Origin of the sequence: Oerskovia gallyi (genome assembly GCF_014836745.1) — a bacterium.
In the GTDB taxonomy this organism is placed as follows: domain Bacteria; phylum Actinomycetota; class Actinomycetes; order Actinomycetales; family Cellulomonadaceae; genus Oerskovia; species Oerskovia paurometabola.
This window is the reverse complement of record NZ_JACSQE010000007.1, coordinates 141,537-166,410: the sequence shown is the minus strand read 5'-3', so window position 1 is coordinate 166,410 and position 24,874 is coordinate 141,537. Positions and strand designations below refer to the sequence as shown.

Sequence of the window (24,874 nt, the reverse complement as noted above, 5' to 3'; positions counted from 1 at the left end):
GACGTTGAGCACCGGACGTCGGTCGCTGCACGAGCGTCACGACGTCCGTCGCGTGGACTACCAGGTCTCAGCCTAGGGCGGACAGGCGCTCGAGCGCAGAGAGGACGACACGTCGGTCCGTCGTGGTCCAGAAGTCCGGCATCGACTTCGTGAGGTAGGAGCCGTAGCGAGCGGTCGCCAGACGCGGGTCGAGGACCGCGACGACGCCTCGATCGGCCGTCGACCGGATGAGCCGTCCGGCGCCCTGCGCGAGCAGCAGCGCGGCGTGGTTGGCCGAGACCTGCATGAAGCCGTTGCCGCCCGCGGCCTCGACCGCTCTCGCACGGGCCGACTTCACCGGGTCGTCGGGCCGCGGGAAGGGGATCCGGTCGATCAGGACGAGCTGGCAGCTCGGCCCGGGGACGTCCACGCCCTGCCACAACGAGAGCGTGCCGAACAGGCACGTCGCGGGGTCTGCGGCGAACTCCTTGACGAGCGTCGGGAGCTGGTCGTCGCCCTGGCACAGGATCGGGACGTCGAGGCGCTCGCGCATGGCCTCCGCGACCGCGAGCGCCGCTCGCCGCGACGAGAAGAGCCCGAGGGTGCGGCCGCCTGCGGCGGTGATGAGGTCGGCGATCTCGTCGAGCTGTCCGTCCGTGGCGGCCTCCCGGCCGGGCTGCGGCAGGTGCTTGGCGATGTAGAGGATGCCCTGCTGGGGGTAGTCGAACGGGCTGCCGACGTCCACGCCGGTCCAGGTGGCGCCGTCGTCGTCGAGGCCCAGCGAGCGGGCCACGGGGTCGAACGTGCCGCCGAGCGCGAGCGTCGCCGACGTGAAGACGCCCGTGCGCTCGGTCAGGAGGTGCGTGCGGATGAGGCCTGCGACCGCGAGGGGCGCGGCGTGCAGCTTGCTCACGCCGTCCCCGCTCCACCGTCCGTCGTCGCCCGCGCGCGAGCACCACAGGACGTCGTGCCCCGTGGGGTCCTGGGCCATGCGCTCGGCGATCTCGAAGACCTGGAGCATGGTCGCCTGGGCCATCTTCATCCCGGTGTCCGGCTGGGCCCCCGGGCCACCCGAGGTGTCGGGCTTGAGCGCGCTCAGCACGGTGCGGGCCGCGTCACGGACGGCCGCGACGGCCGAGCGCGCGTCGTCGGGCAGGCCGTCGGGGAAGCGCTCCGCGGGGAGCGAGGTCACGACGGTCCCGAACGCCCCGGTCGCGAGGTCGAGGTCGGTCGTCTGGACTCCTCCGTGGCGGCGGGCGAGGCGAGCGGCGTGCTCGATGATGGGCACCGACAGGTCCGCGGTCGCGGCGGCCGTGACGCGGTCGCTGAGCTCGTGGGCCTCGTCGACGACGACGACGCCGTGCTCGGGCAGCACACCGGGCGATCCCGACGCGGCGATGCCCAGCATCGCGTGGTTGGTCACGACGACGTCGGCCTCACGCGCGCTCGTGCGCGCCTGGTCGGGGAAGCAGTCGTCGATGAGGGGGCACTTGGCGCCCAGGCACTCGAGCGCCGTGACCGAGACCTGCCGCCAGGCTTTGTCGGAGACGCCCGGGACGAGGTCGTCCCGGTCCCCGGTCGTGGTCTCCTGCGCCCACTCGCGCAGCCGCACGACCTGCTCGCCCAGTGCCGCGGCCCCCGACGCCGCTCCAGGTGCAGGGTGCTCGGCGACGCCCGCCCGCTCGCCGCCCGTGGGCAGGTCGAACAACGTGGGCTCGTCGGCCGGGTAGCCGCCCTCGATCTTGTGCTGGCACAGGTAGTTGTGCCAGCCCTTGAGGAGCGCGATGCGTGGTGGACGCGGCAACCGGTCCGCGACCGCCTGGGCCACGAGCGGCAGGTCGCGCGTGATGATCTGACGCTGGAGGGCGAGGGTCGCGGTCGAGACGATGACGCGCTCGTCCTCGCACACTGCGTGGCGGACGGCGGGCACGAGGTAACCGAGCGACTTGCCGGTGCCCGTCCCGGCCTGGACCAGCAGGTGGTCGGGGCCGCCCGAGCCGTCGATCGTCCGCGCGACGTTCACGGCCATCTGGTGCTGCCCTGCGCGGCGGCCGCCGCCCAGCGCGCCGACGGCGAGGTCGAGCAGCTCCTCGACGTCAGGGGTCGCGGGGCCCGTGGTCAGGGTGGTGGTGGTCTCCTCGGGCACCCCGGAAGTCTACGTGGGGCCACCGACACGGCCGGGCGCGCCCCCGTGGTTCCGCCGGGCCGGGCGCGTGCCCGGTCCGGCGGACGCGACCTCAGGCCCGGACCGCGACCGCGTTGAGCTCGAGCGCGAGCCCTTCGTCGACCCGGCCCAGCAGGCGCGTCCCGGTCTCGACGTGCTCCTCGAGGTCGATCTCGCCCGTGAGGTGCACGCGGTTGACCAGGTCGCCGCGGTGGTAGGGCACCACGACGTCGATCGAGACGTCGGGGCGCGGCAGCTCGTCGGAGATGAGCTGGAGCAGGTCCTCGATCCCCTGCCCGGTGTGCGCCGAGACGAGGATCGTGCGGCGCTCGCGCCCCCGGATGCGTGCGACGACGTCGGGGTCCGCGACGTCGACCTTGTTCAGCACGACGACCTCGAGCACCTGGTCGATGCCCGGGATGTCGGCCAGCACGTGGCGGACGGCCGCGATCTGCCCCTCGGGGTCGGGGTGCGACGCGTCGACGACGTGGAGCAGCAGGTCGGCCTGGCCGACCTCCTCGAGCGTCGAGCGGAACGCCTCGACGAGCTGGTGCGGCAGGGACCGCACGAACCCGACCGTGTCGGCGAGCGTGTACACGCGCCCGTCCTCGGTCTGCGCGCGGCGGACCGTGGGGTCGAGGGTCGCGAACAGGGCGTTCTCGACGAGCACGCCCGCGCCCGTGAGGGCGTTGAGGAGGCTCGACTTGCCGGCGTTGGTGTAGCCCGCGATCGCGACCGACGGGATGGCGTGGCGCTTGCGCGAGGACCGCTTGGTCTCGCGGCCCGGCGCCATCGCGGCGATCTCGCGGCGCAGCTTGGTCATGCGGTCGCGGATGCGGCGCCGGTCGAGCTCGATCTTGGTCTCACCGGGGCCGCGCGAGCCCATGCCTGCGCCCGCCCCGCCCACCTGGCCACCGGCCTGCCGGGACATCGACTCACCCCATCCACGCAGACGCGGGAGGAGGTACTCGAGCTGCGCGAGCTCGACCTGCGCCTTGCCCTCCCGGGACTTCGCGTGCTGGGCGAAGATGTCCAGGATCAGCGCGGTCCGGTCGACGACCTTGACCTTGACGATGTCCTCGAGCGCGCGGCGCTGCGAGGGGGCGAGCTCGCCGTCGATCACGACGGTGTCCGCGCCGCTCACCGCCACGACGGACGCGAGCTCCTCGGCCTTGCCCGAGCCGAGGTAGGTGCCGGGGTCCGGCTTCTGCCGGCGCTGGAGCACGCCGTCGAGGACCTGGGAGCCCGCCGTCTCCGCGAGGGCCGCGAGCTCGCGCAGCGAGACCTCGGCCTCGGTCGCCGCGGCCTCGCCGCTGCCGCTGTACAGGCCCACGAGCACGACCTTCTCGAGCCGCAGCTGCCGGTACTCGACCTCGGTGACGTCCTCGAGCTCGGTCGACAGGTTGGCGACCCGTCGCAGCGCGGTGCGCTCGGCGAGCTCGAGCTGCTCCCCGTCGTAGACGGAGTGCTGGGTGCCTCCCTCGGCGCGCGCGGTACCCGCCCGTGCGAGCACCCGTGCCACGACGTCCCCGGCGATGTCGCGCTCGGGGCGCGCGGTCTCCGGTTCGGTCTCAGGGGTGGGGTTCGCGGGGGTCTGGGTCATGGGCCGCCTTTCAGCTGAGGGTCCGGGCACCGGGTCCGTGCGACCTGGGCCGGTCGGTCCGGCCGGAGTCGCTCCGGTCGGCATGTCGTACAACAAGCGTGGCACGCCGGATCGTCCCGACGCGAACCAATTCGCCCTGCGCGGCCGCGTTTCGTCTCACGGCGCAGCGCCGACCGGCCGCCCGGGAGGACCGGCCACCACGGCGGCCGGGGACCGGCCGATAGGATCTGTCCTCGTGACGCCACCCGATCTGCCTGCCGACGCGACGCCCGGCACGACGCCCGAGCCCTCCCCCGACCACTACTTCACGGCGCAGCCCGCGTCCACCGAGGAGCGCCGCGAGCTCACGGTCCGGCTCGCGGGTCGCGAGGTCACGGTCGAGGTCGCGTCCGGCATCTTCTCGCCCGGGCGGCTCGACCTCGGCACGCAGGTCCTCCTGCGCTCGGTCCCGGCCCTGCCGCCCGTGACGCCCGGGCCCGACGGCGCCGCTCACCTCCTGGACCTCGGCTGCGGCTGGGGCCCGGTCGCACTGACCATGGCGCTCGAGGCGCCCGGCGCGACCGTCTGGGCCGTCGACGTCAACGAGCGCGCGCTCGACCTGGTGCGACGCAACGCCGCCCGCCTCGGCCTGGAGAACGTCCGAGCGGTCCGCCCCGAGAACGTCCCCGAGGAGGTCCGGTTTGCCGCGATCTGGTCCAACCCGCCCATCCGGGTCGGCAAGGACGTGCTGCACGACATGCTGCTGCACTGGCTGCCGCGCCTCGAGCCCGGCGCCGAGGCCTACCTCGTGGTGCAGCGCAACCTCGGCGCGGACTCGCTCATGGCCTGGCTCGACGAGCACCTCGAGGACGAGCTGTCGGTGAGCAAGCTCGCGAGCGCCAAGGGGTTCCGCGTCCTCGAGGTCGCGCGCGCCGGCTGAGCGCCGAGCGCACCGGTGCGCGACGCCGTCGGGCCCCGTCATGATGCTCGGCCGTGCCGTGGCCAGCGCAGCGCCGCGGTCAGCGCCGTGCCGTGGCCAGCGCAGCGCCGCGGTCAGCGGGAGAAGGCCGCCAGGTCGATCTCCGCCCCGAACACGATCTCGGCCGGGCCCGCGAGCTCGACGCGGCCACCCTCGAGCGCGGTCACGCGCACCGTGCCGCCCGGCACGTCCACGAGCCACACGTCGGGCGAGGACGGCCCACCCCACGCGCGGACCGCGAGCGCCGCGGCGCACGCACCCGTCCCGCAGGACTCGGTCTCGCCCACGCCGCGCTCGTGCACGCGCATGCGCAGCCGTCCGACGACCGTCCCGTCGACCGAGACCTCCTCGCCGAGCGGGACGACGAGCTCGACGTTGGTGCCGTGCGGAGGCTCGGGCGAGACGGTCGGTGCCTGCGTGAGGTCGGCGGCCTCGAGCTCGTCCTCCTGCGGCAGCGCGAGGACCGTGTGCGGGTTGCCCAGGTCGACGCTCAGCGCGGGGCGCGGGACCTCCCAGCCCGAGATCGCGACCGCGGCGTCGAAGCCCTCGTCGAGCGCCGTGCGTCCGCCCGGCAGGAACCACGGACCCATGTCCACGGCGTACCAGCCGTTCGCCTCCTTGCGCACGTACTTGACGCCCGCACGGGTGCCGACCGCGAGGACGCGGGAAGCGGCGAGCGCCTCCTGCGCGTCGTCGGCCCCGGGCCGGACCTCGGCGGCGGCGAGGTCCACGAGCCCGAGCCGCTCGGCGAAGGCCGCGAAGACCCGCACCCCGTTGCCGCACATCTCGGCGATCGAGCCGTCGGCGTTGCGGTAGTCCATGAACCAGATCGCGTCGGGGTCCTCCGCGAGGACCTGCGCGGACTCGGGCACGTAGGCCGTGGGGACGAGGCGGATCACTCCGTCGCCGCCGATCCCGGACCGGCGGTCCGCGAGCGCCCGGACCTGGTCGGCGTCGAGGTCGCGGCTGCCCTCGAGGTCGGCGATCAGGACGAAGTCGTTGCGGGTCCCGTGGCCCTTGGCGAAACGGGTCTTGTCACGGGGCGGCGTGGGGCTCATGAGCCCAGACTACGGCGCGTCGGCCGCTCGTCCGTGCGCGCGTCCAGGGTGCCGTCGTCGGCGGCCCGGACGATCTCGAGCGCGTCGGCGAGCAGCGTGGGCGACTGCGCGTCGAGCCAGTGCACGCGCGGGTCGCGGCCGAACCACCCCATCTGCTTGCGCGCCAGCCGGCGCGTGTTCGCGGTGATCTGCTCGCGCGCCTCGTCGGCCGAGATCTCCCCGCGCAGGTGCGCGAGCACCTCCGCGTAACCGACCGCGCGGGCCGCGGTGCGGCCCAGGTGCGGCGCGAGCGTGCGGACCTCGTCGAGCAGGCCGCCGGCCCACATGCGCTCGACGCGCCCCGCGACGCGTGCGTCGAGCGTCTCGCGGTCGCAGTCGAGCCCGATCTGCACGGCCGGGCGGACGTACTCCTGGCGCGGCAGGTTCGCCGTGAAGGGCTCGCCCGTGATCGTGATGACCTCGAGCGCCCGCACGATGCGCCGGGTGTTCGACGGGCCGATCGACGTCGCGGCCGCGGGGTCCAGCCGGGCGAGCTCGGCGTGCAGGGCCCTGGTCCCCTCCCGCTCGGCGCGCTCCTCGAGCCGGACGCGGACGTCCGGGTCCGTGCCGGGGAAGTTCATCTCGTCGAGGAGCGCGCGCACGTACAGCCCCGACCCGCCCACCACGACCGGGCGGGCGTCGCGCGCGACGATCGCGTCGAGGTCGGCGCGGGCCGCGGCCTGGTAGTCGGCGACCGACGCGTCCTTCGTGGGGTCGAGCACGTCGAGCTGGTGGTGGACGATCCCCCGCCGCTCGTCGACGGGCACCTTCGCGGTCCCGACGTCCAAGCCGCGGTAGAGCTGGTAGGCGTCGGCGTTGACGATCTCGGCAGGGGCCAGGGCCTGCGCGAGGTCGAGGGCGAGGTCCGACTTCCCGGTCGCGGTGGGGCCGACGACGGCGACGATGAGCATCCGAGAACCGTACCCGGCGATCCTGCCCGCCCCCCGACCGGCCGGGGTGCTCGGCCCGGTCGGACAAATCCACCCTGTCCCGGTGTGGGTGGACGTGCGTAGGCTCCTCAGGGTGGGCGGACAGGGGCATGCAGCCCGCCCGCACGGCCTTCGCCGCCGCACCGCAGCGGCAACCGACGACGAGGAACGAGACATGAGCTACTTCACCAAGCCCGGCGACACGACCCAGACTCCCAACGCTCCGCTGTCGCGCGACCGGGTCGAGGCCTTCCTGGCGGGCAAGGGCTGGAACTACGGGGTCGACGACGACGGCGACCTCGGCGGAGGCTGGGACGGGAACGTCTTCTACTTCTTCGTGATGGGGAGCAAGGACGAGATCCTGCAGGTCCGCGGACGGTGGAACCGCACGCTCCCGGTCGCCGACGAGGCCCGGGTGACCTCGGTCGCCAACGAGTTCAACCAGAGCAGGATCTGGCCCAAGGTGTACACGCGCGTCGAGGGCGAGCACGTGGCGGTCTACACCGAGGTGTCGACCGACCTGGAGCACGGCGCGGCGGACGACCAGCTCGGCCAGCTCGTCGAGTGCGGGCTGTACTCGGGGCTGCAGTTCTTCGAGCAGCTCGACGAGCGCTTCCCCGACCCGGACGCGGACGCGGCCGACGCGAACGTCTTCGTCGAGGACCTGCCGCTGTGACGAGCACGTTCCAGGTCGACCTGCACGGGGTCGTCGACCTGCTGGCACGCCACCTGTACTCGAGCCCGCGCGTGTACCTGCGCGAGCTCCTGCAGAACGGGGTGGACGCGATCACCGCGCGACGCGGGCTCGCTGGCGAGGACGCCCCGGCGACGATCCGGCTGCGGCCGCTGCCCGACGGCGGGCTCGAGGTCGCGGACTCCGGGGTGGGACTGACGCTCGCCGAGGCCGGCGAGCTGCTGGCCACGATCGGTCGCAGCTCCAAGCGCGACGTCGAGCTCGGCACGGGCCGCGAGGAGTTCCTGGGCCAGTTCGGCATCGGACTGCTGTCCGCGTTCATGGTCGCCGACGAGATCGAGCTCACGTCCCGCTCGGCGCGCCCCCTGCCCGACGGCGCAGCCCCCGCTCCGGTGCGCTGGCGCGGGTTCGCCGACGGCAGCTACGAGCTGGCCGAGGTGCTGGGCGAGGACTCAGCGGTCCCGGAAGGGCCGGGCAGCATCGTCCGCCTGCGTCCGCGCCGCGACATGGAGCACTGGCTCGCCCCGGAGACCGTCACGGCGCTCGCGCAGGACTTCGGGTCGCTTCTCCCTGTCGACCTCCAGGTCGAGGTCCGTCTCGACCTGGACCCGACCGACGGTACGGACGGGTCCCCCGGGTCCGGGGTCGACCCGGTCGCCGCGGAGGCCACCCCTGCGACGGGTGTCGACTCCCCCACGGTCTGGCGCCGGCTCAGCGGCAAGGACCTCCCGTGGAAGGAACAGCACGCGTCGTCCGCCGAGCGCGAGGCGGCCCTGACCCGGTACGCCGAGCAGACGCTCGGCTTCACGCCGCTCGCGCGCATCGACCTCGACCTGCCCCTCGCAGGCCTGACCGGCGTCGCGTACGTCCTGCCCGCCGCGGTCTCGCCCACGACCCCGTCGAGCCACCGCGTGTACCTCAAGCGCATGCTCCTGGGGACGCGGGTCGACGACCTCCTGCCCCCGTGGGCCTTCTTCGTCCGCTGTGTCCTGGACGCCTCCGCGCTGCGCCCCACCGCGTCGCGCGAGGGGCTCTACGAGGACGAGGTGCTGCTCGCGACGCGCGAGGCCCTCGGCGCCCAGGTCCGGGCGTGGGCGCTCGCCACGCTGGCCGAGCACTCCCCCACGAGCCGTGCGTTCCTGCGTGTGCACCACCTCGCCGTCCGGGCGCTCGCCCTCCAGGACGACGACATGCTCGACCTCGCGGCCCGGGTCCTTCCCTTCGAGACCACCGAAGGGACGGGCACGCTCACGGACCTGGCCGCCACCCTGCCCGAGGGGGCCCGCCTCCTGTGGACCCCGAGCGTCGAGGAGTTCCGGCGCGTCGCGCCGGTCGCGGCGGCCCAGGGGCTCGGGCTCGTCAACGGCGGGTACGCAGGCGCTCCTGGAGGTCGACCCGCTGCGCGAGCTGGAGGTCGCCGACGCCGTCCGGGCCGTCGACGGTGCGCTCGCACCGCACGACTGCGAGGCGATCGTGCGCGCGTTCGAGCCCTCGGCCCTGCCCGCGATGCTCCTGCACGACCGGGACGGCGACCACGAGCGCGAGGCGCAGGCCACCGCGGACGCGGCGGACGACGTCTGGGGCCAGGTCCTCGCCGGGCTCACGGGTCCGGCCCGTTCCCGGCGGCTCGTGCTCAACGACACCAACGAGACCGTCAGGTCGCTGCTCGCGACGACGGACCCGCAGGTCCTCGAGGCCGGCGCCCAGTCCCTGTACGTCACCGCCCTGCTGCTGTCCGGCAGGCCCCTGCGGGCCTCCGAGGCCACCCTCATGAACGGCTCGCTCGGCGTCCTGCTCGACCGTGCGCTGCGCCCCGGCACGACCCACCTGGAGGAGAACCGATGACCCGCTCGGTCCACGAGGCCAACGAAGCGCTGTTCCACGTCCGCGAGATGCCCTACGGCATCGCCCGGAGCACCACCGCCGCCGCAGAGCTCGAACGGATCACGGCCGAGGGCCCCGCCGAGGCCCGCGCGTACGCACTGTTCGTGCTGGTCGAGTCCTACGTGTGGGGCAACGAGGTCACCAAGGCGTACCTGCCCTTCACCCAGCTCCTGCGGTGGTGGGACGAGCACCCCGAGCACTTCGACGAGCAGGACACGCACTCGCTGTTCTGGTCGTTCAAGTGGATGGTCGGCAACCTCATGGACTTCCCCGCCGTCCCGGCCGCGCAGATCGAGCGGACGCTCGACGACATGGAGCGCCGGTACGCGGTGGCGGGCAACGGCATGAACGCCGTGACGATGTCTCGCTTCCAGTGGGCTCGTGCCCGCGGGACGCAGGACACCGCGACGGCGTACGAGGCGTGGGTCGCGACCCCCCGGGACGACTTCTCGCAGTGCGAGGCGTGCGAACCGGGCGACCGCGCCGCCTACCTGTTCGACGCCGGGCGCCTGGACGAGGGCATCCGTCTCCTGGAGCACGTCCTCGCGGGCTCGCCCGAGTGCGCGACCGAGCCGGGCGACATGCTCTCCCGGCTCCAGCTCGCCTACCTCGAGACGGGTGACGCCGACAAGGCGGCCGCGACCCACCGCAGGGGCCTGCGGCACCTCGACAACGGGGTCTCGATGGAGGGGCCGCAGGGCCGTCACATCGAGTTCCTCGCACGGACGGGCAACGTCGAGCGCGCCCTGACCCGGATCGTGGAGCAGCAGGAGCACCTCGTGACGGCGGACTCCCCGCGGGGCCGCTGGTCGTTCCTCCTCAGCGTCGGGACCGCGACGTCGATCCTCGTGGCGGAGCACGGCGAGCGCCGGGTGGCCCTGCGCGAGGTCCCGGTGACCACGGTCGCCGGGCTCGACGCCTGGGTGCGCACCGAGGCCCGCGAGATCGCCGCCGCGTTCGACGCCCGCAACGGCACCGACGCGACGACGCGACGCACCGAGGAGGTGTGGGCGAGCGCCGCCACGCTCCTGCCCGTGAGCCTGAGCGTGCTCGGCACCACGCAGGCCGACGCGCCCGTCCCGGCGACGAGCCGGACCTCCGCGGCCCCGGTGAGGAGCACCGAGCCCGCCCCCGCGACGGGCGGACCCGCCGACATCTCGGCCTTCACCGCGAGCACCGCGATCACCTCCGAGGACGACGACGCGCGGGCCGGTGACGCGCAGGCGCTCGTGGCCCAGGCCGAGGACGTCAGGTCCGAGGACCCAGCGGGGGCCGCCGGCCTGTACCAGGAGGCCGCCGCACTGCTCGAGGCCGAGGGCGCGCTCGACGAGGCGGGCTTCGCGCTGGCCGAGGCCGCGCAGCTCGCGGCGGACGAGCAGGACGTCGAGGGCGCCCTCGCGGCCTTCCCTCGCGCCGTGGCGCTCCTGCGTGCGGGTGGCGTCGGGCCCACGTACCGGGGGCCGGTCGTACGGGCCTACGCCCGGCTCACCGCGCGGGCGGGTGCCGCGGCCGCGGGCCTCGCGGCCGTCGACAGGGCTCTTGCGGAGGCCGGTGACGCGGTCGTCGACGGGACCTCGGGGGGCTCAGCAGGCGTCGCAGGCGTCGCGGGCACTGCGGGCACCGCGGTCGCCGGCGTCGGGACCGGCCCTGCGGACGGAGCGGTCGCCGCGGCGGAGGAGGAGCGGGCCGCCCGCGAGCGCCGCGAGCTCCTCGACACGCGAGCCCGGCTCCTGGCCACGCTCGGCGAGCACGACCGTGCGTCCTCGGCCGCCGAGGCCGTCGCCGAGGAGTACGCCCGCGCGGGCGACCTGGGCGGCGCGGCGCACGCGTTCTGGCTGGCCGGGACCACGCGTGTCGACGCGGGCGACGTCGAGAGCGCGGTCCTCGCGCTCGAGTCGGCTCTCGACGGCTTCCGGCTCGCGCACGACCAGGCCTCTCGCGCGCTCGTGGGCAACGAGCTGGTCGGTGCCCTGCGCCGCCTGGGTCGTGACGACGAGGCAGGCCAGGTGGCGGACGCGGTCAGCCGCCGCTGACCCGGTGTGCCGACCGGTCCGGTCGTCCCGGACGGGTCGGCACACCTGTGCGTCGCACGGGTGCGCCTCCGGGGACGCGTTCACGTCGGCCTGACGCCTGCGCGGCGTGCCGCTGCGCCCTGGACGACGCGCAGCGGAGTGGTCACCGGGGCACGGTAGCGACCTGCTCGTCCGCGGGGACCCGGAATCTCACGACCTCGTAGAGGCGTCCCTCGTACTCCCCCGTCGCGTGCCGGGCCTCGCGGTCCCAGGCCTCGCCGAGCGCGCGGAGCACCGCGTCCTCTGCCGTGCCGCCCGCCACGCTCGCGCCCCCGGCGGAACCGCCTGCCGCACCCGCGCTCGCAGGGTACGCGGCGCCGTCGGGCAGCGGGGACCGCGCACCGGTGACGACGACCAGTCCGGTGCCCGGCTCCGCCAGGACGTCGCGCACGAGCCCGACGGCGGCCGCGGCGGGCGCGGCGCCGAGCTCGACGACCTCGACCGGGCCCTCCCAGCCCGCCGCGGCGAGGGCCAGGAGAGCGACCGAGGCAGGGACTCCCGCGACGGGCAGCGCGGCGGCCGATGCTCGCGGGGCCCAGCCCCACCAGCGCGGGTCGACCCCGGCCGCCTCCAGACCTGGACGCATCTCGCCTCGCCGGTCCCCCGCCCGGCGAGCCCCGCAGTCCAGGACGACGACGCGCCGCGCGCCCTGCACGAGCTCGCGGAGCGCGTCGAGCGCCTGGGCGCGGGACTCGGCGAGGACCTCGGCGGCGCCCGCGACGCCCGGGACGAGCAACGGGGTACCGGGCAGGGCGACGGCGCGAACGATCACGCGCGCCACGCTACCCCGCGAGCAGGACGATCCCCAGCGGGCGCGGGTAGGGTGGGCCCATGAGGTTCTTCGGCGGCAGACGGGGACACCAGGCAGGACGAGACGACTCGGGCGACCAGGGCAGGAAGGACGCTCCCGACGAGCACGCCTGGGACGAGGCCGGCGGGACGTCCGGCACCCCGCTCGACGACGCCGCGCTGCACGCCTCGGTCGAGAGCCTCCTGCTCCGCGAGCTCGGCGGCACCATGATCGCCGACATCGAGCACGACAAGATCCCCACCCCCCTGCACCGCGCCCGCGTCCTCGAGTGGATCGCCGACGCCGGGTACAGCTACTTCATCGACGCCGAGGGCGACGTGGGCGGGCTGTGGCACGGGCGGCTGTTCTACTTCCTGCTGTTCGGCTCCCACCACGAGATCCTCCAGGTCCGCGGCCAGTGGAACCGGGACATCACGATCGAGCGCCTCGAGGAGATCCTCGAGTTCTGCAACGAGTGGAACGCGGACCGCATCTGGCCCAAGGCGTACACGCGCGTGCGCGACAACGGCATGGTCCACGTGTTCACCGAGGTCACGGTCGACCTCGAGCACGGTGTGAACGACGACCAGCTCGACCAGCTCCTGCAGTGCGGCCTGTCGACGGGGTCGATGTTCTTCGACGCCCTCGACGAGTTCTACCCCGACCCCGCGAGGTCGGCACCGTGAGCCCCGCCCCCCGGACGAGCTGGCTCGCGCGCCTGTTCGGCAACCACCGGCCCAAGCCCGTCGAGGACGTGCCCGTCGACGCCGAGGTGCCCTCACCGCTGTCCACCCGCCGCATCGGCGACTACCTGTCGCGGCGCGGCTACCACTTCCGCATCGACGACGACGGCGACGTCACGGGCACGTGGGACGGGAACCGGTTCTGGTTCCTGCTCCTGGGCGACCACCAGGAGATCCTCCAGGTCCGCGGACGCTGGTCGACGACGGTGCCCGTGACGGCCCGGCTCGCTCTCCTGCAGTCCGTCAACGACTGGAACCGCGAGCGCATCTGGCCCAAGGTCTACGTCCGTGAGGAGAGCCAGGGGCTCGCGGTCTACGCCGAGGTGTCGGTCGACCTCGAGCAGGGCGCGACCGACGACCAGCTCGGCCAGATCGTGTCGTGCGGGCTGGGCACCGCGGTACAGCTCTTCGGGACGATCGGCGGCCAGCTCCCGCCGACCTGAGCCCGGGTGCGCCGCTGCCGGGTCCCCGCGAGCTCTGGGGGGCGGCTCAGGGGCGGCGCAGGCTCGGCAGGCCGAGGCTCACGGGCCCGCCCGCCGCAGGCGCTCCGTGCGAGTGACCGTGGTCGTCGCCGCCACCGAGGCGCGTCTTCTCGCGCGCGACCCAGGCGTCGCCCGAGCGCGTGCGGCGCACCGCGTAGACGCCGCCGTCGAGCACCGAGTCCGCGACGAGGTGGTACGGCGCGGAGCGTGTGACCTCGACCGTGACCATGTCGCCGGGGCGGGGCAGCCGAGGGTCCAGGTCGTCGGCGAGGCGCGGGTCGTCGGCCGTGACGTCGGCGTCGGAGCGTCCGGCCATGAGCGCGACGACCTCGTCCGGGACGGCGAGATGGACCAGACGGTTGTCCGCGGCACGACCCGTCAGACGGTGCGTCGCACCGTCCTTGCGCCCCGAGCCCTCGGCCACGAGGACCTCGACCGTGCGACCGACCTGCCGGGCCGACTCCTCGGCGCTGACCCGGTCCTGGAGCGCCTGGAGACGCTCGTAGCGCTCCTGCACGACCTCCTTGGGCAGCTGGTCCGGGAGCGTGGCCGCGGGGGTCCCCGGGCGCTGCGAGTACTGGAACGTGAAGGCCGAGGAGAAGCGTGAGGCCTCGACGACCCGCAGGGTCTCGGCGAAGTCCTCCTCGGTCTCCCCGGGGAAGCCCACGATGAGGTCCGTGGTGATCGACGCGTCGGGCATGGCAGCCCGCACCCGGTCGAGGATCCCGAGGAACTTCTCCGACCGGTAGGAGCGGCGCATGGCCCGCAGGACGCGGTCGGACCCGGCCTGGAGCGGCATGTGGAGCTGGGGCATGACGTTGGGGGTCTCGGCCATGGCCGCGATGACGTCGTCCGTGAAGGCGGCCGGGTGCGGGGACGTGAAGCGCACGCGCTCGAGCCCCTCGATCTCGCCGCACGCACGCAGGAGCTTGGCGAACGCGCCGCGGTCGCCGAACTCGACGCCGTAGCTGTTGACGTTCTGCCCGAGCAGGGTCACCTCGATCGCGCCCTGGTCGACGAGCGCCTGGACCTCGGCCAGGACCTGGCCCGGTCGCCGGTCGCGCTCCTTGCCGCGCAGGTGCGGCACGATGCAGAACGTGCACGTGTTGTTGCAGCCGACGCTGATCGACACCCAGCCCGCGTACACGGACTCGCGCTTGGTCGGCAGGGTCGAGGGGAAGATCTGGAGCGACTCGGCGATCTCGACCTGCGCGGCCTCGTTGTGCCGGGCGCGCTCCAGGAGCACGGGCAGCGCGTCGAGGTTGTGCGTGCCGAACACGACGTCGACCCACGGCGCCTTCTCGACGATCCCCGACCGGTCCTTCTGCGCGAGGCAGCCACCGACCGCGATCTGCATTCCCGGCCGCTTGGCCTTGATCGACGCGAGCTGACCCAGGTTGCCGTACAGGCGCGTGGCCGCGTTCTCCCGGACCGCGCACGTGTTGATGACGACGACGTCGGCGCGGTGCGCGGCCTCGTCGGCAGCCTCGGCCCGCGTGTACCCGGCCTGCTCGAGCATGCCCGCCATGTGCTCGGAGTCGTGGACGTTCATCTGGCAGCCGAGCGTGCGGACCATGTAGGTCCGCTGCGCCGCAGCGGGCACCTCTCCGCCGGGATCCGCGGCTGCGGGCTCGACGGCCCCCGGCGGGTCGACCGCGAGCACGTCGGCGGGACCCGCTGCGGGGCTGTCTTCGGGGCGGAGGGCGGTGGAGAACATCACCGTCAAGGGTACGGCGCGCCAGGCACCGGACCGAAACTCTCTTTCGCCGCCAGCCGGGCATCTGTTGCCCGTCCGTTGCCGAACTGTTGCCGGAAACAGTGGCGTGCGCAACAAAAGCCCCCTAGGTTCATGAAATGGACGCGCAACCGACCACCCCGAGCGACGCTCCCGACGCGTCGCCCACCGCACCTTCGCCACCACCCGACGCGCCCTCGCGTGACGACGAGCTCGGAGCTCCGCTCGTCGAGCTCCACGGGGTCAACAAGCACTTCGGGGACCTCCACGTCCTGCAGGACATCGACCTCACGGTCCGGCGCGGCGAGGTGCTCGTCGTGATCGGCCCCTCGGGCTCGGGAAAGTCCACGCTGTGCCGCGCCATCAACCGGCTCGAGACCATCGACACCGGCACGATCGCGATCGACGGACAGCCGCTGCCGGAGGAGGGCAAGGACCTCGCCAGGCTCCGAGCCGACGTCGGCATGGTGTTCCAGTCGTTCAACCTCTTCGCCCACAAGACCATCCTCGACAACGTGACGCTCGGGCCGGTGAAGGTCCGTCGGACCAAGCCCGCGGAGGCCAAGAAGGAGGCCCTGGCGCTGCTCGACCGCGTCGGGATCGGCAACCAGGCCGACAAGATGCCGGCCCAGCTCTCGGGTGGGCAGCAGCAGCGCGTGGCCATCGCGCGGGCCCTGGCCATGCACCCCAAGGTCATGCTCTTCGACGAGCCGACCTCGGCGCTGGACCCCGAGATGATCAACGAGGTCCTGGACGTCATGGTCGCCCTCGCCAAGGAGGGCATGACCATGATCGTCGTGACCCACGAGATGGGCTTCGCCCGCAAGGCCGCCCACCGCGTGGTGTTCATGGCGGACGGCCAGATCGTCGAGGAGGCACCGCCCGAGGAGTTCTTCACGAACCCGAAGAGCCACCGCGCCCAGGACTTCCTGTCCAAGATCCTGACCCACTGACACCCTCGCACCGCGGACGCACCGACGCGTCCGCCCGACCAGCCCCACTACCCGGTCTCTCGACCAGCAGTCCCCAGCAGCACGCACGCCCCACGGTCCCCGGGCTCACCGACGAGCCCGGCCCACCTGCAGCAACCGAACAGCTCGACCGGCACCGACCGCCGGCCGCAGCGGGTGACCACCAGGACTCCCGTGACGGCCCGGCACCGACGAAGGGGAAGACACCATGCGCACACGCACCCGTACCGGAGGACTCGTCGCACTCGCCGCGACCGCCGCACTCGCCCTGAGCGCGTGCGGGGGCAGCGACGACGGCGGCGGCTCGACCGAGGGCTCGTCCGCCAGCGCCGGCGGAGAGAAGATCACGATCGGCATCAAGTTCGACCAGCCCGGCCTCGGCTTCAAGGAGGGCGACACCTACACGGGGTTCGACACCGACGTCGCTCGCTACGTCGCCGAGAAGCTCGGCTACTCCGAGGACCAGATCGAGTGGAAGGAAGCACCGTCTGCCCAGCGCGAGACGCTGCTGAGCACCGACCAGGTCGACATGATCTTCGCGACCTACTCGATCACCGACAAGCGCAAGGAGACGGTTGCGTTCGCCGGCCCGTACTTCGTCGCCGGGCAGGACCTGCTCGTCGCCGAGGACAACACCGACATCAAGGGACCCGAGGACCTCGAGGGCAAGAACCTCTGCTCGGTCACGGGCTCGACGTCGGCCCAGCGGATCAAGGACGAGTACGCCGCGGGAGTCCAGCTCCTCGAGCAGCCGGGCTACGCCGAGTGCGTCACGGCTCTGCTCTCGGGCCAGGTCGACGCGGTCACCACGGACGACATCATCCTGGCCGGTCTCGCGGCGCAGCCCGCGAACAAGGGCAAGGTCAAGGTCGTCGGGGCGCCGTTCTCGACCGAGCTCTACGGCGTCGGGATCCCGCAGAGCAGCGACAAGTGCGAGGACATCAACGCCGCGATCACCGAGATGATCGACGACGGCTCGTGGGAGGAGGCCATCACGGCCAACACCGAGGGCACCGGGTACACCCCGAACGCCTCGGAGAACCCGCCGACGCCGGACGCCTGCGCCTGACAGGTCCGCTGCCGGGCCGGGTCCGCGCCCCAGGCGCCGGCCCCGCCCCGCCCCCGCCGCCCGCGGCGCCGGCGGCAAAACCCGGGGGGGCGCCCCGCCCCGGCACCCGTCCCTGTCCGGTCCCGTGCGGCGCACGCGCCGCACCTCGCGAAGGGTGACCCGTAGTGGGTGACTACCTCTCTCAGTTCCTGCGACTCTTCGAGTCCTACGACGTGCTGGGCGCGTTCTGGGTCAACATCCAGCTCACGTTCTGGGCGGCGATCCTCGCGCTCGTCATCGGCACGGTGCTCGCGCTCATGCGGATCTCCCCGATCCCGAGCCTGCAGTGGGCAGGCGCCACGTACGTCACGCTGTTCCGCAACACCCCGCTGACGATCATCATGGTCTTCCTGACCCTCGGGGTCTGGGGTCAGCTCAAGATCCAGCTCGCCGACGACTTCCCGTCGAACTTCTTCCGCTTCGCCGTGCTCGGCCTGGCGGTCTACCACGCGGCGTTCGTGTGCGAGGCGATCCGCTCGGGCGTGAACACCGTGCCGATCGGTCAGGCCGAGGCGGCGCGCGCGATCGGCCTGTCGTTCCTGCCCGCCGCGCGGATCGTCATCCTGCCGCAGGCGTTCCGCGGGTCGGTCGCCCCGCTCGGCAACGTGCTCATCGCCCTCATCAAGAACTCGACCGTGGCCGCCGCGGCCGGTGTCGCGACGGAGACCTCCAGCCTCATGAAGACCATGATCGAGTTCGACTCCGACGTCATCATCGCGATCTTCCTGACGTTCGCGATCGGCTACGTGATCCTCGTGATCCCGGTGGGCCTCGCGACGACGGCACTGTCCCGCCGCCTGGCGGTGAAGCGATGAGCGCGCAGCAGCAGACGGTCCTGTTCGACGCCCCGGGCCCCCGGGGGCGCCGGACCATCGTGGTCGGCAACGTGGTCGGCGCGGTCGTGGTCGCGGGGATCGCGGCCTACGCCCTGGTCCTGCTGGGTCGTGAGGGACAGCTGACCGCCGAGAAGTGGCAGCCGATCTTCACGGCCGACGCGTGGGAGAACTTCTATCTCCCGGGCCTCGTCGACACCTTGCGCGCCGCGGGCGTGGCGATCGTGGGGGCGATCGTCTTCGGCCTGCTGTTCGGCATCGGGCGGCTCTCGTCGGTCCGGCTCGTCCGATGGCTCGCGGGGCTGGTCGTCGAGTTCTTCCGCGCCGTCCCGGTGCTGCTCATGATGATCTTCTTCTGGCTCTTCCTGGCCCAGCTCACGGTGCCCGACGCCCCCTTCTGGGCTGTCGTGATCGCCCTGATCCTCTACAACGGCTCGGTGGTCGCGGAGCTGGTCCGCTCGGGCGTGTACGGGCTGCCCACTGGCCAGCGCGAGGCGGCTCTCGCGGTCGGCCTCACGCGAGGCCAGTCGCTCCGGTCGGTCGAGGTGCCGCAGGCGCTGATCGCGATGCTCCCGGCGCTCGTCTCCCAGCTCGTCGTGGTCCTCAAGGACACCGCGCTGGGCTACATCATCACGTACACCGAGCTGCTCCAGGAGTCGCGCCGGCTGGGATCGGCCTACGGCAACATCCTCCAGTCGCTGCTCGTCGCGGCGATCCTGTTCATCACGATCAACTACGTCCTGTCGAAGGTCGCCGAGATCCTCGCGCGTCGCCTCAAGGGGCGTACCGCAGGGCCCGTCCGGGCGGCGACCCCTGGCCTCGCGGTCGGGGCGCGCGGTGCGGCCCCGGTGGGCACGGCTCCCGTCGTCCCGTCTGCACCGAAGTAGGCGCCCGCCCCGGCGCGAACGCGAGCCAGCCGTCGCGGCCCACCACGGGCCGGGACGGCTGGCTCGCGTCAGGGCGTGTGCTCGGTCGCAGCGCTCAGGAAAGCGGCCCGACGACGGCGCTCACCCTCAGAGGTCGTCGAACCCGCCGAAGGGCTCGTCCTCGTCCGACGACTCTCCCTCGCGGGCCAGCTCCTCACGGATCAGACCGAGCGCGAGCGAGGGGCTGTACCCCTTCCGGGCGAGCATCCCGACGATTCGTCGGGTGCGGACGTCGCGGTCGAGCCCGGTCGTGCGAGCGAGACGCCGGCGCACCAGGTCGCGGGCGGCGTCGGCCTCGTCGTCCTCGTCGACCTGGTCGAGGGCGCCGGTCGCGGTGTCGTCGTCGATGCCCTTGCGCCGCAGCTCCTGGGCGATGGCGCGGCGTGAGAGCCCACGCTCGTTGTGCCGCGTACGGACGATCATCCCGGCGTACTCGGCGTCGTCGACGAGGCCGACCTCCTCGAAGCGTTCGAGGATCGGTTCGAGGACCTCGGGCGGGTATCCCTTGCGGGTCATGGCGTCCATGAGCTGGCGCCTGCTCTTGGGGGCTGCGGTCAAGGTCCGCAGGATCGCCTCGCGCGCGTGCTCGGTGAGCTCGGCACCGGCGAGCGCCCCCGACTCGATGCGGTCGGCGACCGTGGGCCGGGGCTTGCGCTCCTTGCGCTCCCCCGAGTACTCCTTGCGGCGCCCCCCGCCCGTGCTCCGTTGCGAGGACGTCGAGCCGAACCCGCCGCTCAGCCCGCTGCTGCCGAAGCCGGACGAGCTGCGCTGCCCGAACCCACCACGCCCCGACGACCCGCCGCTCCCGTCCCGCGACCGCGAGGAGCCGCCCGCGCCGAGCCGGCTCGCCCCGGACCCGGACGCAGCCGACGCGCCCCCGTCGCCGACGGGACGGCCGCCGTCCGTTCGGCGCGATCGTGCACCGCGCGCAGGCGACGGGCTCCCCTCCGCACCACGTCCCCCAGCCCCTGCGCCGGAAGCACCGACGGGCGCGTCCCCCTCCTCACCGGGAAGGGGACGCGCCCACTCGGGCATGCGGTCCAGCGGGTCGTCGACGATCAGAGGACGGCCTTCTTGCCCTTACCGGCCGGAGCCGCCGCCGGGGCTGCGGGCGCTGCCGGTGCGTCGGCGGCTGCGGGGTCCGCAGGCGCGTCGACCTTGGCCCCCACGCCGAGCTTCTCCTTGATGCGCTTCTCGAGCTCGTTGGCGAGGTCCGGGTTGTCGCGCAGGAACGAGCGCGCGTTCTCCTTGCCCTGGCCGAGCTGGTCGCCGCCGTAGGTGAACCAGGACCCGGACTTGCGCACGAAGCCGTGCTCGACGCCCATGTCGATCAGACCACCCTCGCGGGAGATGCCGACGCCGTACAGGATGTCGAACTCGGCCTGCTTGAAGGGCGGGGCCATCTTGTTCTTGACGACCTTGACGCGCGTGCGGTTACCGACGGCGTCGGTACCTTCCTTGAGCGTCTCGATGCGGCGGATGTCGAGGCGGATCGACGCGTAGAACTTGAGCGCCTTGCCACCGGTCGTGGTCTCGGGCGTGCCGAAGAACACGCCGATCTTCTCGCGGAGCTGGTTGATGAAGATCGCGGTGGTGCCGGACTGGCTCAGGGCTCCGGTGAGCTTGCGCAGCGCCTGCGACATGAGGCGCGCCTGGAGCCCGACGTGGCTGTCACCCATCTCACCCTCGATCTCGGCCTTGGGCACGAGGGCCGCGACCGAGTCGATGACGATGATGTCGATGGCGCCCGAGCGGATCAGCATGTCCGTGATCTCGAGGGCCTGCTCACCCGTGTCCGGCTGCGAGACGAGCAGCGCGTCGGTGTCGACGCCCAGCTTCTTCGCGTACTCGGGGTCCAGCGCGTGCTCGGCGTCGATGAACGCCGCGATACCGCCGGCTCGCTGCGCGCTCGCGACGGCGTGCAGGGCGACGGTCGTCTTGCCGCTGGACTCGGGGCCGTAGATCTCCACGACGCGACCGCGCGGGAGTCCGCCGATGCCGAGCGCGATGTCCAGGGCGATCGACCCGGTGGGGATCACCTCGACGGGCGCACGCCCCTCCTCGCCGAGGCGCATCACCGAGCCCTTGCCGAAGTTGCGGTCGATCTGGGCGAGGGCGGCTTCGAGCGCCTTCTCGCGGTCTGCGGGTGCGGGCATGTCGCTCACCTTTGCGTGCGGGGCACGGAACCGTGCCGAGAGTGTGTTCAGGAAGCCTGTGTCGTGTCCCGACGGTACGTGCCGCCACTGACACCCACCGTCCCCCTGGTCCTCCCTGTGGACGACGGACGGTCAGCTCGTGCTGTGCACAACTCTACCCGAACACCTGTTCGAGAGAACCCTCGCGGTGCGGCGTGTCGCCGACGCCCGTGCCGCGCTCTCGCTGCCCTCGCTGCCCTCGCCCTCCTCGCCGTCCCGACGACCAGGCCCGGGCGCCCACCCCGCGACCCGCGCCTATCCCTCCCACGACTCCCCCGGCCGCAGCACGACCGCCCGCGTCCCGGGAGCCCACCGGTGCACCGCCGCGGCGAACGCCGCCCCCGCGTGGTCCATCCAGCCGCGCGGCAGGTTCTGCCCACCCGGCGTGTGCAGGGTGCCCCAGTGCACGGGGATCGCGACACGTACCCCGACGGCCGCGCACACGCGCGCGGCCTCGGCCGGCCCCAGGTGCCCGCCCGACAGCCGCGGCCCCCAGCCCGCCACGGGCACGAGCGCGACGTCGACCTGCCCGCCCGCGAGCGCCGGCAGGTGCGCCATGCCCGGGTAGGCCTCGGTGTCGCCCACGGCCCACAGGGTCCAGCGGTCCGTCTGCACCAGGTGCCCCACCGCGGCGTTGGGCCGGTGCGGCATGGGCCGGTGCCCGTGCACCGCAGGCGTGAGGTGGACGCGGACGTGCGCCCCGACGTCGTGCCACGTGCCGTGCTCCCCGCCCGCGGCGACCGACAGGGGGCCGCGCGGGCGGCCCGGCACGGGACCCACGAGGGGCCGCTCGTCGTGCTCGGGACCCGCGCCGAGGCCCACGCCGGGGAGCCCCTTCGCACGCAGCCAGCGCGCGTTCGCGGGCGCCGTCAGGATCGGGGCGTCGCCCAGGAGGCGCAGCGAGCCGAGCTCCGCGTGGTCGTGGTGCAGGTGCGAGAGGAGCACCGCGTCGGCGCCGCGCCACACCTCGGCGGGTCGTACGCCGCGCCGGCGCAGCAGCCCGGCGTGGCGCCGGAGCAGGGGGTCGGTCACGATGCGCACGTCCCCGTCGGGCGTCGCGACGTCGAGCACGACGCTCGAGTGCCCCAGCCACGTGACCCGCAGCCCGGGCGCGACCCCCGTCACGTCCTGACCCCCAGCTCCCGCAGCCACCCGACGAGCGCGCCGTGCACGGCCTCGGCACCCACGAGCATGCGGGTCCCGCCCACGTCCTCCCGCGCACCGTCCGCGACGCGCAGGCTCGCGGGGTACAGCAGCATGGCCTCGTTCTGGGCACCACCCAGGCCGCCGTGCGACCCGACGAGGCCCTCGAACGCATGGACCAGCCCCGCGTCGTCGACGCTCGAGACCAGCAGCAGGTCCCCCGCGTGCTCGAGCGAGGCCGCCCGCAGCAGGTCGGGCGCGGCCCGCGGCCCGTACCGGGCGAGCGGGTCCTGCCCGAGGACCTCACCCGTGACCAGGTGGTGGCTGCCCGCCGGGCCGTACGCGACGACGTCGGGCACCTCACCCTGCACGGGACCGCTCTCCTGCACGACGACGACCCCCACGGCCGGGTTCGCGACCAGACCCGGCACGAGCGCGGGCCAGCGCGCCCGGATCTCGTCGCCCACGAGCCGCGCCGGCGAACGCGGGAACCACACGAGGCCGAGGTTCCCCGAGCCGACGACCGCGACCTCGGGCAGGTCGCCCTGCCCCACGGGCTCGGGCTCGCGGTCGGGGCCGACCATGACGCGACCGCCCTTCGCGTCCTCGGCGCCACCCCGCCCGAGCGCGTTGAGCGCGGTGTTGACCGCTCCCCAGGCCTCGGAGTCCGCCGAGGCGGGCGACCGCACCCCGGCCGCCCGACGGCGCCGCCCGCCCGCAGCGGGGACGACCGCCATGAGGCGGCGCACCTCGTCGAGGAACGAACGCCCCACGACCTGCTCGAACGTCGCGCCGAGCGACTGGCCGTGGTCGGACAGCACGACGATCTCGTAGCGGCGCGGAGCGACCTGCGCGACCTGCTCCCACAGGCCCACGACCCGGTCGAGCCCCTCGAGCGCCCGCATCGCCTCGGGGCGAAGCGGCCCCGCGTGGTGCGCGATCTCGTCGTAGTCGACGAGGTCGACGAACACCACGGGCGCCCCGCGCACGAGCTGCTCGGCGACGAGCGAGGTGTTGAGGTCACGCAGGACGACGTTCGAGACCGCACGCAGGACCGGGTAGGCCCCCAGGCGCGAGACGCGCGGCACGACGTCGCGCACGGCCTGCTGCCACCCCTGGTAGAGCTCCTTGAAGAACTCCCCCACCGTCGCCACGAGGGCCCGGACCAGGACGAACGGGCTCGAGAAGAAGTGCACGAAGAGCTGCCCCGGCCCCAGGCCCGCACCCGCCCGGCTCATGACGAGCAGGTTCGTCGAGGCGTCGCCCGAGAACATGGTCGAGACCGCGACCCCGCCGTCCGCGAGCAGCCCCCGCCCGTCGCTCATGAGCGCCTCGACCTGGGCCGCGTCCGCCGGCCGGTTCGTCACGACCAGACGCCCCTGCGCGCGGTCCCACCAGCGGAACGCCGGCACGTGCTCGCTCGTCCCGTGCAGCAGGCCTGCCTGGCTCGCCGGCGTCGTCGACGGGACGCGCGCCCACCACGACTCGAGCACGTGGGAGCCGGAACCGAGCCAGCGTGCGAGGTTCGGCGCCAGCCCCGCCTGGACCGCGTGGTCGAACGTCTCGCGCGCGACGCCGTCGAGCTGGACGACCAGGAGTCCCGCGCGCGGTGCACCCGGCCCGCCCGCCAGGCCGTCGGTGGGCCCGGACGCGCGCCCGTCGGTCGTCGCGCCGGCACCAGGACGTGCTCGACGCGCCGCGGCACGCTGTGCACGGCGCGCGCGCCGGAGCAGGTGGTCGATCACGTACTCGTTGTCGCTCGCACCGATCGCCCACCGGCCGACAGCCATGAAGAACGCCGCCAGGACCAGCACCGCCACCACAGCGCCCCAGTCGTCGGTCTCGAAGCCAGGAAGATACGTCAGGGCGAGCCACGCCACGAGCACCTGACCGGCCAGCCCCGACACCAGCGCCCCCAGGACGCCGGCACGACCCGCGACGACACGCCACAGCGGTCGCAGGAGCACGTCGCCGACACCGACCACGAACGCCGCGAGGAACACCGACCACCACGAGGTGATCCGCACCCCGGGGACGATCCAGATCGCGAGCGCCAGGCCCGCCGTCGTCGACACGAGCGACCAGAGAGCCCCCGTCAGGTCGTGCACGGAGAACGGGAGACGGTGCCTCATGCGGCCATGATGCCGCGCGGACGCACCTACCGCGCGGGCGGCGCCTGCCGGTTCCTGGCAGCACACCTCCCGACCACGGCCCGACGCACCTACCGCGCGGGCGGCGCCTGCCGGTTCTTGGCAGCACACCTCCCGACCACGGCCCGACGCACCTACCGCGCGGGCGGTGCCTGCCGGTTCTTGTCGGTACCCCACCGCTGCGAGTCCGGCACCTCCAACGCGTCGCACAGCGCGTGCCACACGTAGCGCGGCTCGACGCCCTCCTCGAGGGCCTGGACCGCCGTCCTGTCGTCCAGGGCGTTGAGCACCTGGTCCCGGGTCAGGGCGCGACCGTAGGCCGATCCGAAGACCTCGTCCACCAGCTGCCAGAACTCTCGATACCGCACGGGGACAGCCTGCCACGTCCCGGGACCTCGCCCGTCATCACGGAGCCTCG

Annotated in this window: 20 protein-coding genes; 9 read left to right on the top strand and 11 right to left on the bottom strand. The window is 73.5% G+C overall.

Features of this window, described 5'->3' with window-relative positions; genetic code table 11:
* Positions 1–67 precede the first annotated feature (67 nt).
* Both H9640_RS10475 and hflX read right to left on the bottom strand, forming a co-directional pair.
* Positions 68–2,125 carry an ATP-dependent DNA helicase gene (locus tag H9640_RS10475; protein ID WP_307824049.1) on the bottom strand — a complete coding sequence of 686 codons (2,058 nt, stop codon included), beginning with the start codon at positions 2,123–2,125 and terminating at the stop codon, positions 68–70.
* Positions 2,126–2,216: 91 nt separating this feature from the next.
* Positions 2,217–3,746, bottom strand: a complete 1,530-nt coding sequence (hflX, locus tag H9640_RS10470) for a GTPase HflX (RefSeq protein ID WP_191790646.1) — start codon at positions 3,744–3,746, stop codon at positions 2,217–2,219.
* Between the two features lie 235 nt (positions 3,747–3,981).
* Between hflX and H9640_RS10465 the strand changes: the two genes are divergently transcribed.
* A complete protein-coding gene (locus H9640_RS10465; RefSeq protein ID WP_318243732.1) occupies positions 3,982–4,665 on the top strand; it encodes a class I SAM-dependent methyltransferase in 684 nt (227 codons plus the stop codon).
* 113 nt (positions 4,666–4,778) lie between these two features.
* Here H9640_RS10465 and dapF read toward each other — a convergent pair whose 3' ends face one another.
* Together dapF and miaA are read right to left on the bottom strand one after the other, a co-directional pair.
* Positions 4,779–5,762, bottom strand: a complete 984-nt coding sequence (gene dapF, locus H9640_RS10460) for a diaminopimelate epimerase (protein ID WP_191790644.1) — start codon at positions 5,760–5,762, stop codon at positions 4,779–4,781.
* A complete protein-coding gene (gene miaA / locus H9640_RS10455) occupies positions 5,759–6,712 on the bottom strand; it encodes a tRNA (adenosine(37)-N6)-dimethylallyltransferase MiaA (protein ID WP_191790643.1) in 954 nt (317 codons plus the stop codon). Before miaA ends, dapF begins: the two co-directional genes overlap by 4 nt.
* 193 nt (positions 6,713–6,905) lie before the next feature.
* Between miaA and H9640_RS10450 the strand changes: the two genes are divergently transcribed.
* Both H9640_RS10450 and H9640_RS19135 read left to right on the top strand, forming a co-directional pair.
* On the top strand, positions 6,906–7,406 hold the full coding sequence (locus tag H9640_RS10450) for a type III secretion system chaperone family protein (protein WP_191790642.1): 501 nt from the start codon (positions 6,906–6,908) through the stop codon (positions 7,404–7,406).
* Positions 7,403–11,341 (top strand): HSP90 family protein, encoded by a 3,939-nt coding sequence (locus H9640_RS19135; protein WP_318243731.1) that lies wholly within the window; start codon positions 7,403–7,405, stop codon positions 11,339–11,341. Before H9640_RS10450 ends, H9640_RS19135 begins: the two co-directional genes overlap by 4 nt.
* Positions 11,342–11,483: 142 nt before the next feature.
* On the opposite strand, the gene H9640_RS10435 is transcribed toward H9640_RS19135, so the two are convergent.
* Entirely contained in the window at positions 11,484–12,152 is a 669-nt protein-coding gene (locus H9640_RS10435; RefSeq protein ID WP_191790640.1) for a hypothetical protein, read from the bottom strand.
* Between the two features lie 59 nt (positions 12,153–12,211).
* Between H9640_RS10435 and H9640_RS10430 the strand changes: the two genes are divergently transcribed.
* Both H9640_RS10430 and H9640_RS10425 read left to right on the top strand, forming a co-directional pair.
* Positions 12,212–12,856: a type III secretion system chaperone family protein gene (locus H9640_RS10430; RefSeq protein ID WP_225227000.1), complete on the top strand. Its 645-nt coding sequence runs from the start codon at positions 12,212–12,214 to the stop codon at positions 12,854–12,856.
* Positions 12,853–13,356 carry a type III secretion system chaperone family protein gene (locus H9640_RS10425; protein ID WP_191790639.1) on the top strand — a complete coding sequence of 168 codons (504 nt, stop codon included), beginning with the start codon at positions 12,853–12,855 and terminating at the stop codon, positions 13,354–13,356. Before H9640_RS10430 ends, H9640_RS10425 begins: the two co-directional genes overlap by 4 nt.
* Before the next feature lie 46 nt (positions 13,357–13,402).
* Here the strand turns inward: H9640_RS10425 and miaB are convergent, their stop codons facing one another.
* The gene (gene miaB / locus H9640_RS10420) at positions 13,403–14,971 is read right to left on the bottom strand and encodes a tRNA (N6-isopentenyl adenosine(37)-C2)-methylthiotransferase MiaB (protein ID WP_225227038.1); all 1,569 of its coding nucleotides are present in this window, start codon (positions 14,969–14,971) and stop codon (positions 13,403–13,405) included.
* Positions 14,972–15,249: 278 nt separating this feature from the next.
* Here miaB and H9640_RS10415 point away from each other — a divergent pair, with 278 nt between their 5' ends.
* From H9640_RS10415 to H9640_RS10400, 4 genes are all read left to right on the top strand, one after another.
* Positions 15,250–16,083: an amino acid ABC transporter ATP-binding protein gene (locus H9640_RS10415; protein ID WP_191790637.1), complete on the top strand. Its 834-nt coding sequence runs from the start codon at positions 15,250–15,252 to the stop codon at positions 16,081–16,083.
* Positions 16,084–16,309: 226 nt separating this feature from the next.
* Positions 16,310–17,170 (top strand): glutamate ABC transporter substrate-binding protein, encoded by an 861-nt coding sequence (locus H9640_RS10410; RefSeq protein ID WP_191790636.1) that lies wholly within the window; start codon positions 16,310–16,312, stop codon positions 17,168–17,170.
* A 164-nt stretch (positions 17,171–17,334) separates the two neighbouring features.
* Positions 17,335–18,024 carry an amino acid ABC transporter permease gene (locus H9640_RS10405; RefSeq protein WP_030150550.1) on the top strand — a complete coding sequence of 230 codons (690 nt, stop codon included), beginning with the start codon at positions 17,335–17,337 and terminating at the stop codon, positions 18,022–18,024.
* Entirely contained in the window at positions 18,021–18,929 is a 909-nt protein-coding gene (locus tag H9640_RS10400; RefSeq protein ID WP_191790635.1) for an amino acid ABC transporter permease, read from the top strand. Before H9640_RS10405 ends, H9640_RS10400 begins: the two co-directional genes overlap by 4 nt.
* Positions 18,930–19,055: 126 nt before the next feature.
* Here H9640_RS10400 and H9640_RS10395 read toward each other — a convergent pair whose 3' ends face one another.
* The 5 genes from H9640_RS10395 to H9640_RS10375 form a co-directional block, all read right to left on the bottom strand.
* Complete coding sequence (locus tag H9640_RS10395; RefSeq protein ID WP_225226999.1) at positions 19,056–20,003, bottom strand: regulatory protein RecX; 948 nt, start codon at positions 20,001–20,003, stop codon at positions 19,056–19,058.
* A gap of 23 nt (positions 20,004–20,026) precedes the next feature.
* A complete protein-coding gene (gene recA / locus H9640_RS10390; protein ID WP_191790634.1) occupies positions 20,027–21,124 on the bottom strand; it encodes a recombinase RecA in 1,098 nt (365 codons plus the stop codon).
* A 294-nt stretch (positions 21,125–21,418) separates the two neighbouring features.
* The gene (locus H9640_RS10385) at positions 21,419–22,288 is read right to left on the bottom strand and encodes an MBL fold metallo-hydrolase (protein ID WP_318243730.1); all 870 of its coding nucleotides are present in this window, start codon (positions 22,286–22,288) and stop codon (positions 21,419–21,421) included.
* Entirely contained in the window at positions 22,285–24,438 is a 2,154-nt protein-coding gene (locus H9640_RS10380; protein ID WP_191790633.1) for a phage holin family protein, read from the bottom strand. Before H9640_RS10380 ends, H9640_RS10385 begins: the two co-directional genes overlap by 4 nt.
* 152 nt (positions 24,439–24,590) lie before the next feature.
* Positions 24,591–24,824, bottom strand: a complete 234-nt coding sequence (locus tag H9640_RS10375) for a DUF3046 domain-containing protein (protein WP_191790632.1) — start codon at positions 24,822–24,824, stop codon at positions 24,591–24,593.
* Between the last annotated feature and the right edge of the window lie 50 nt (positions 24,825–24,874).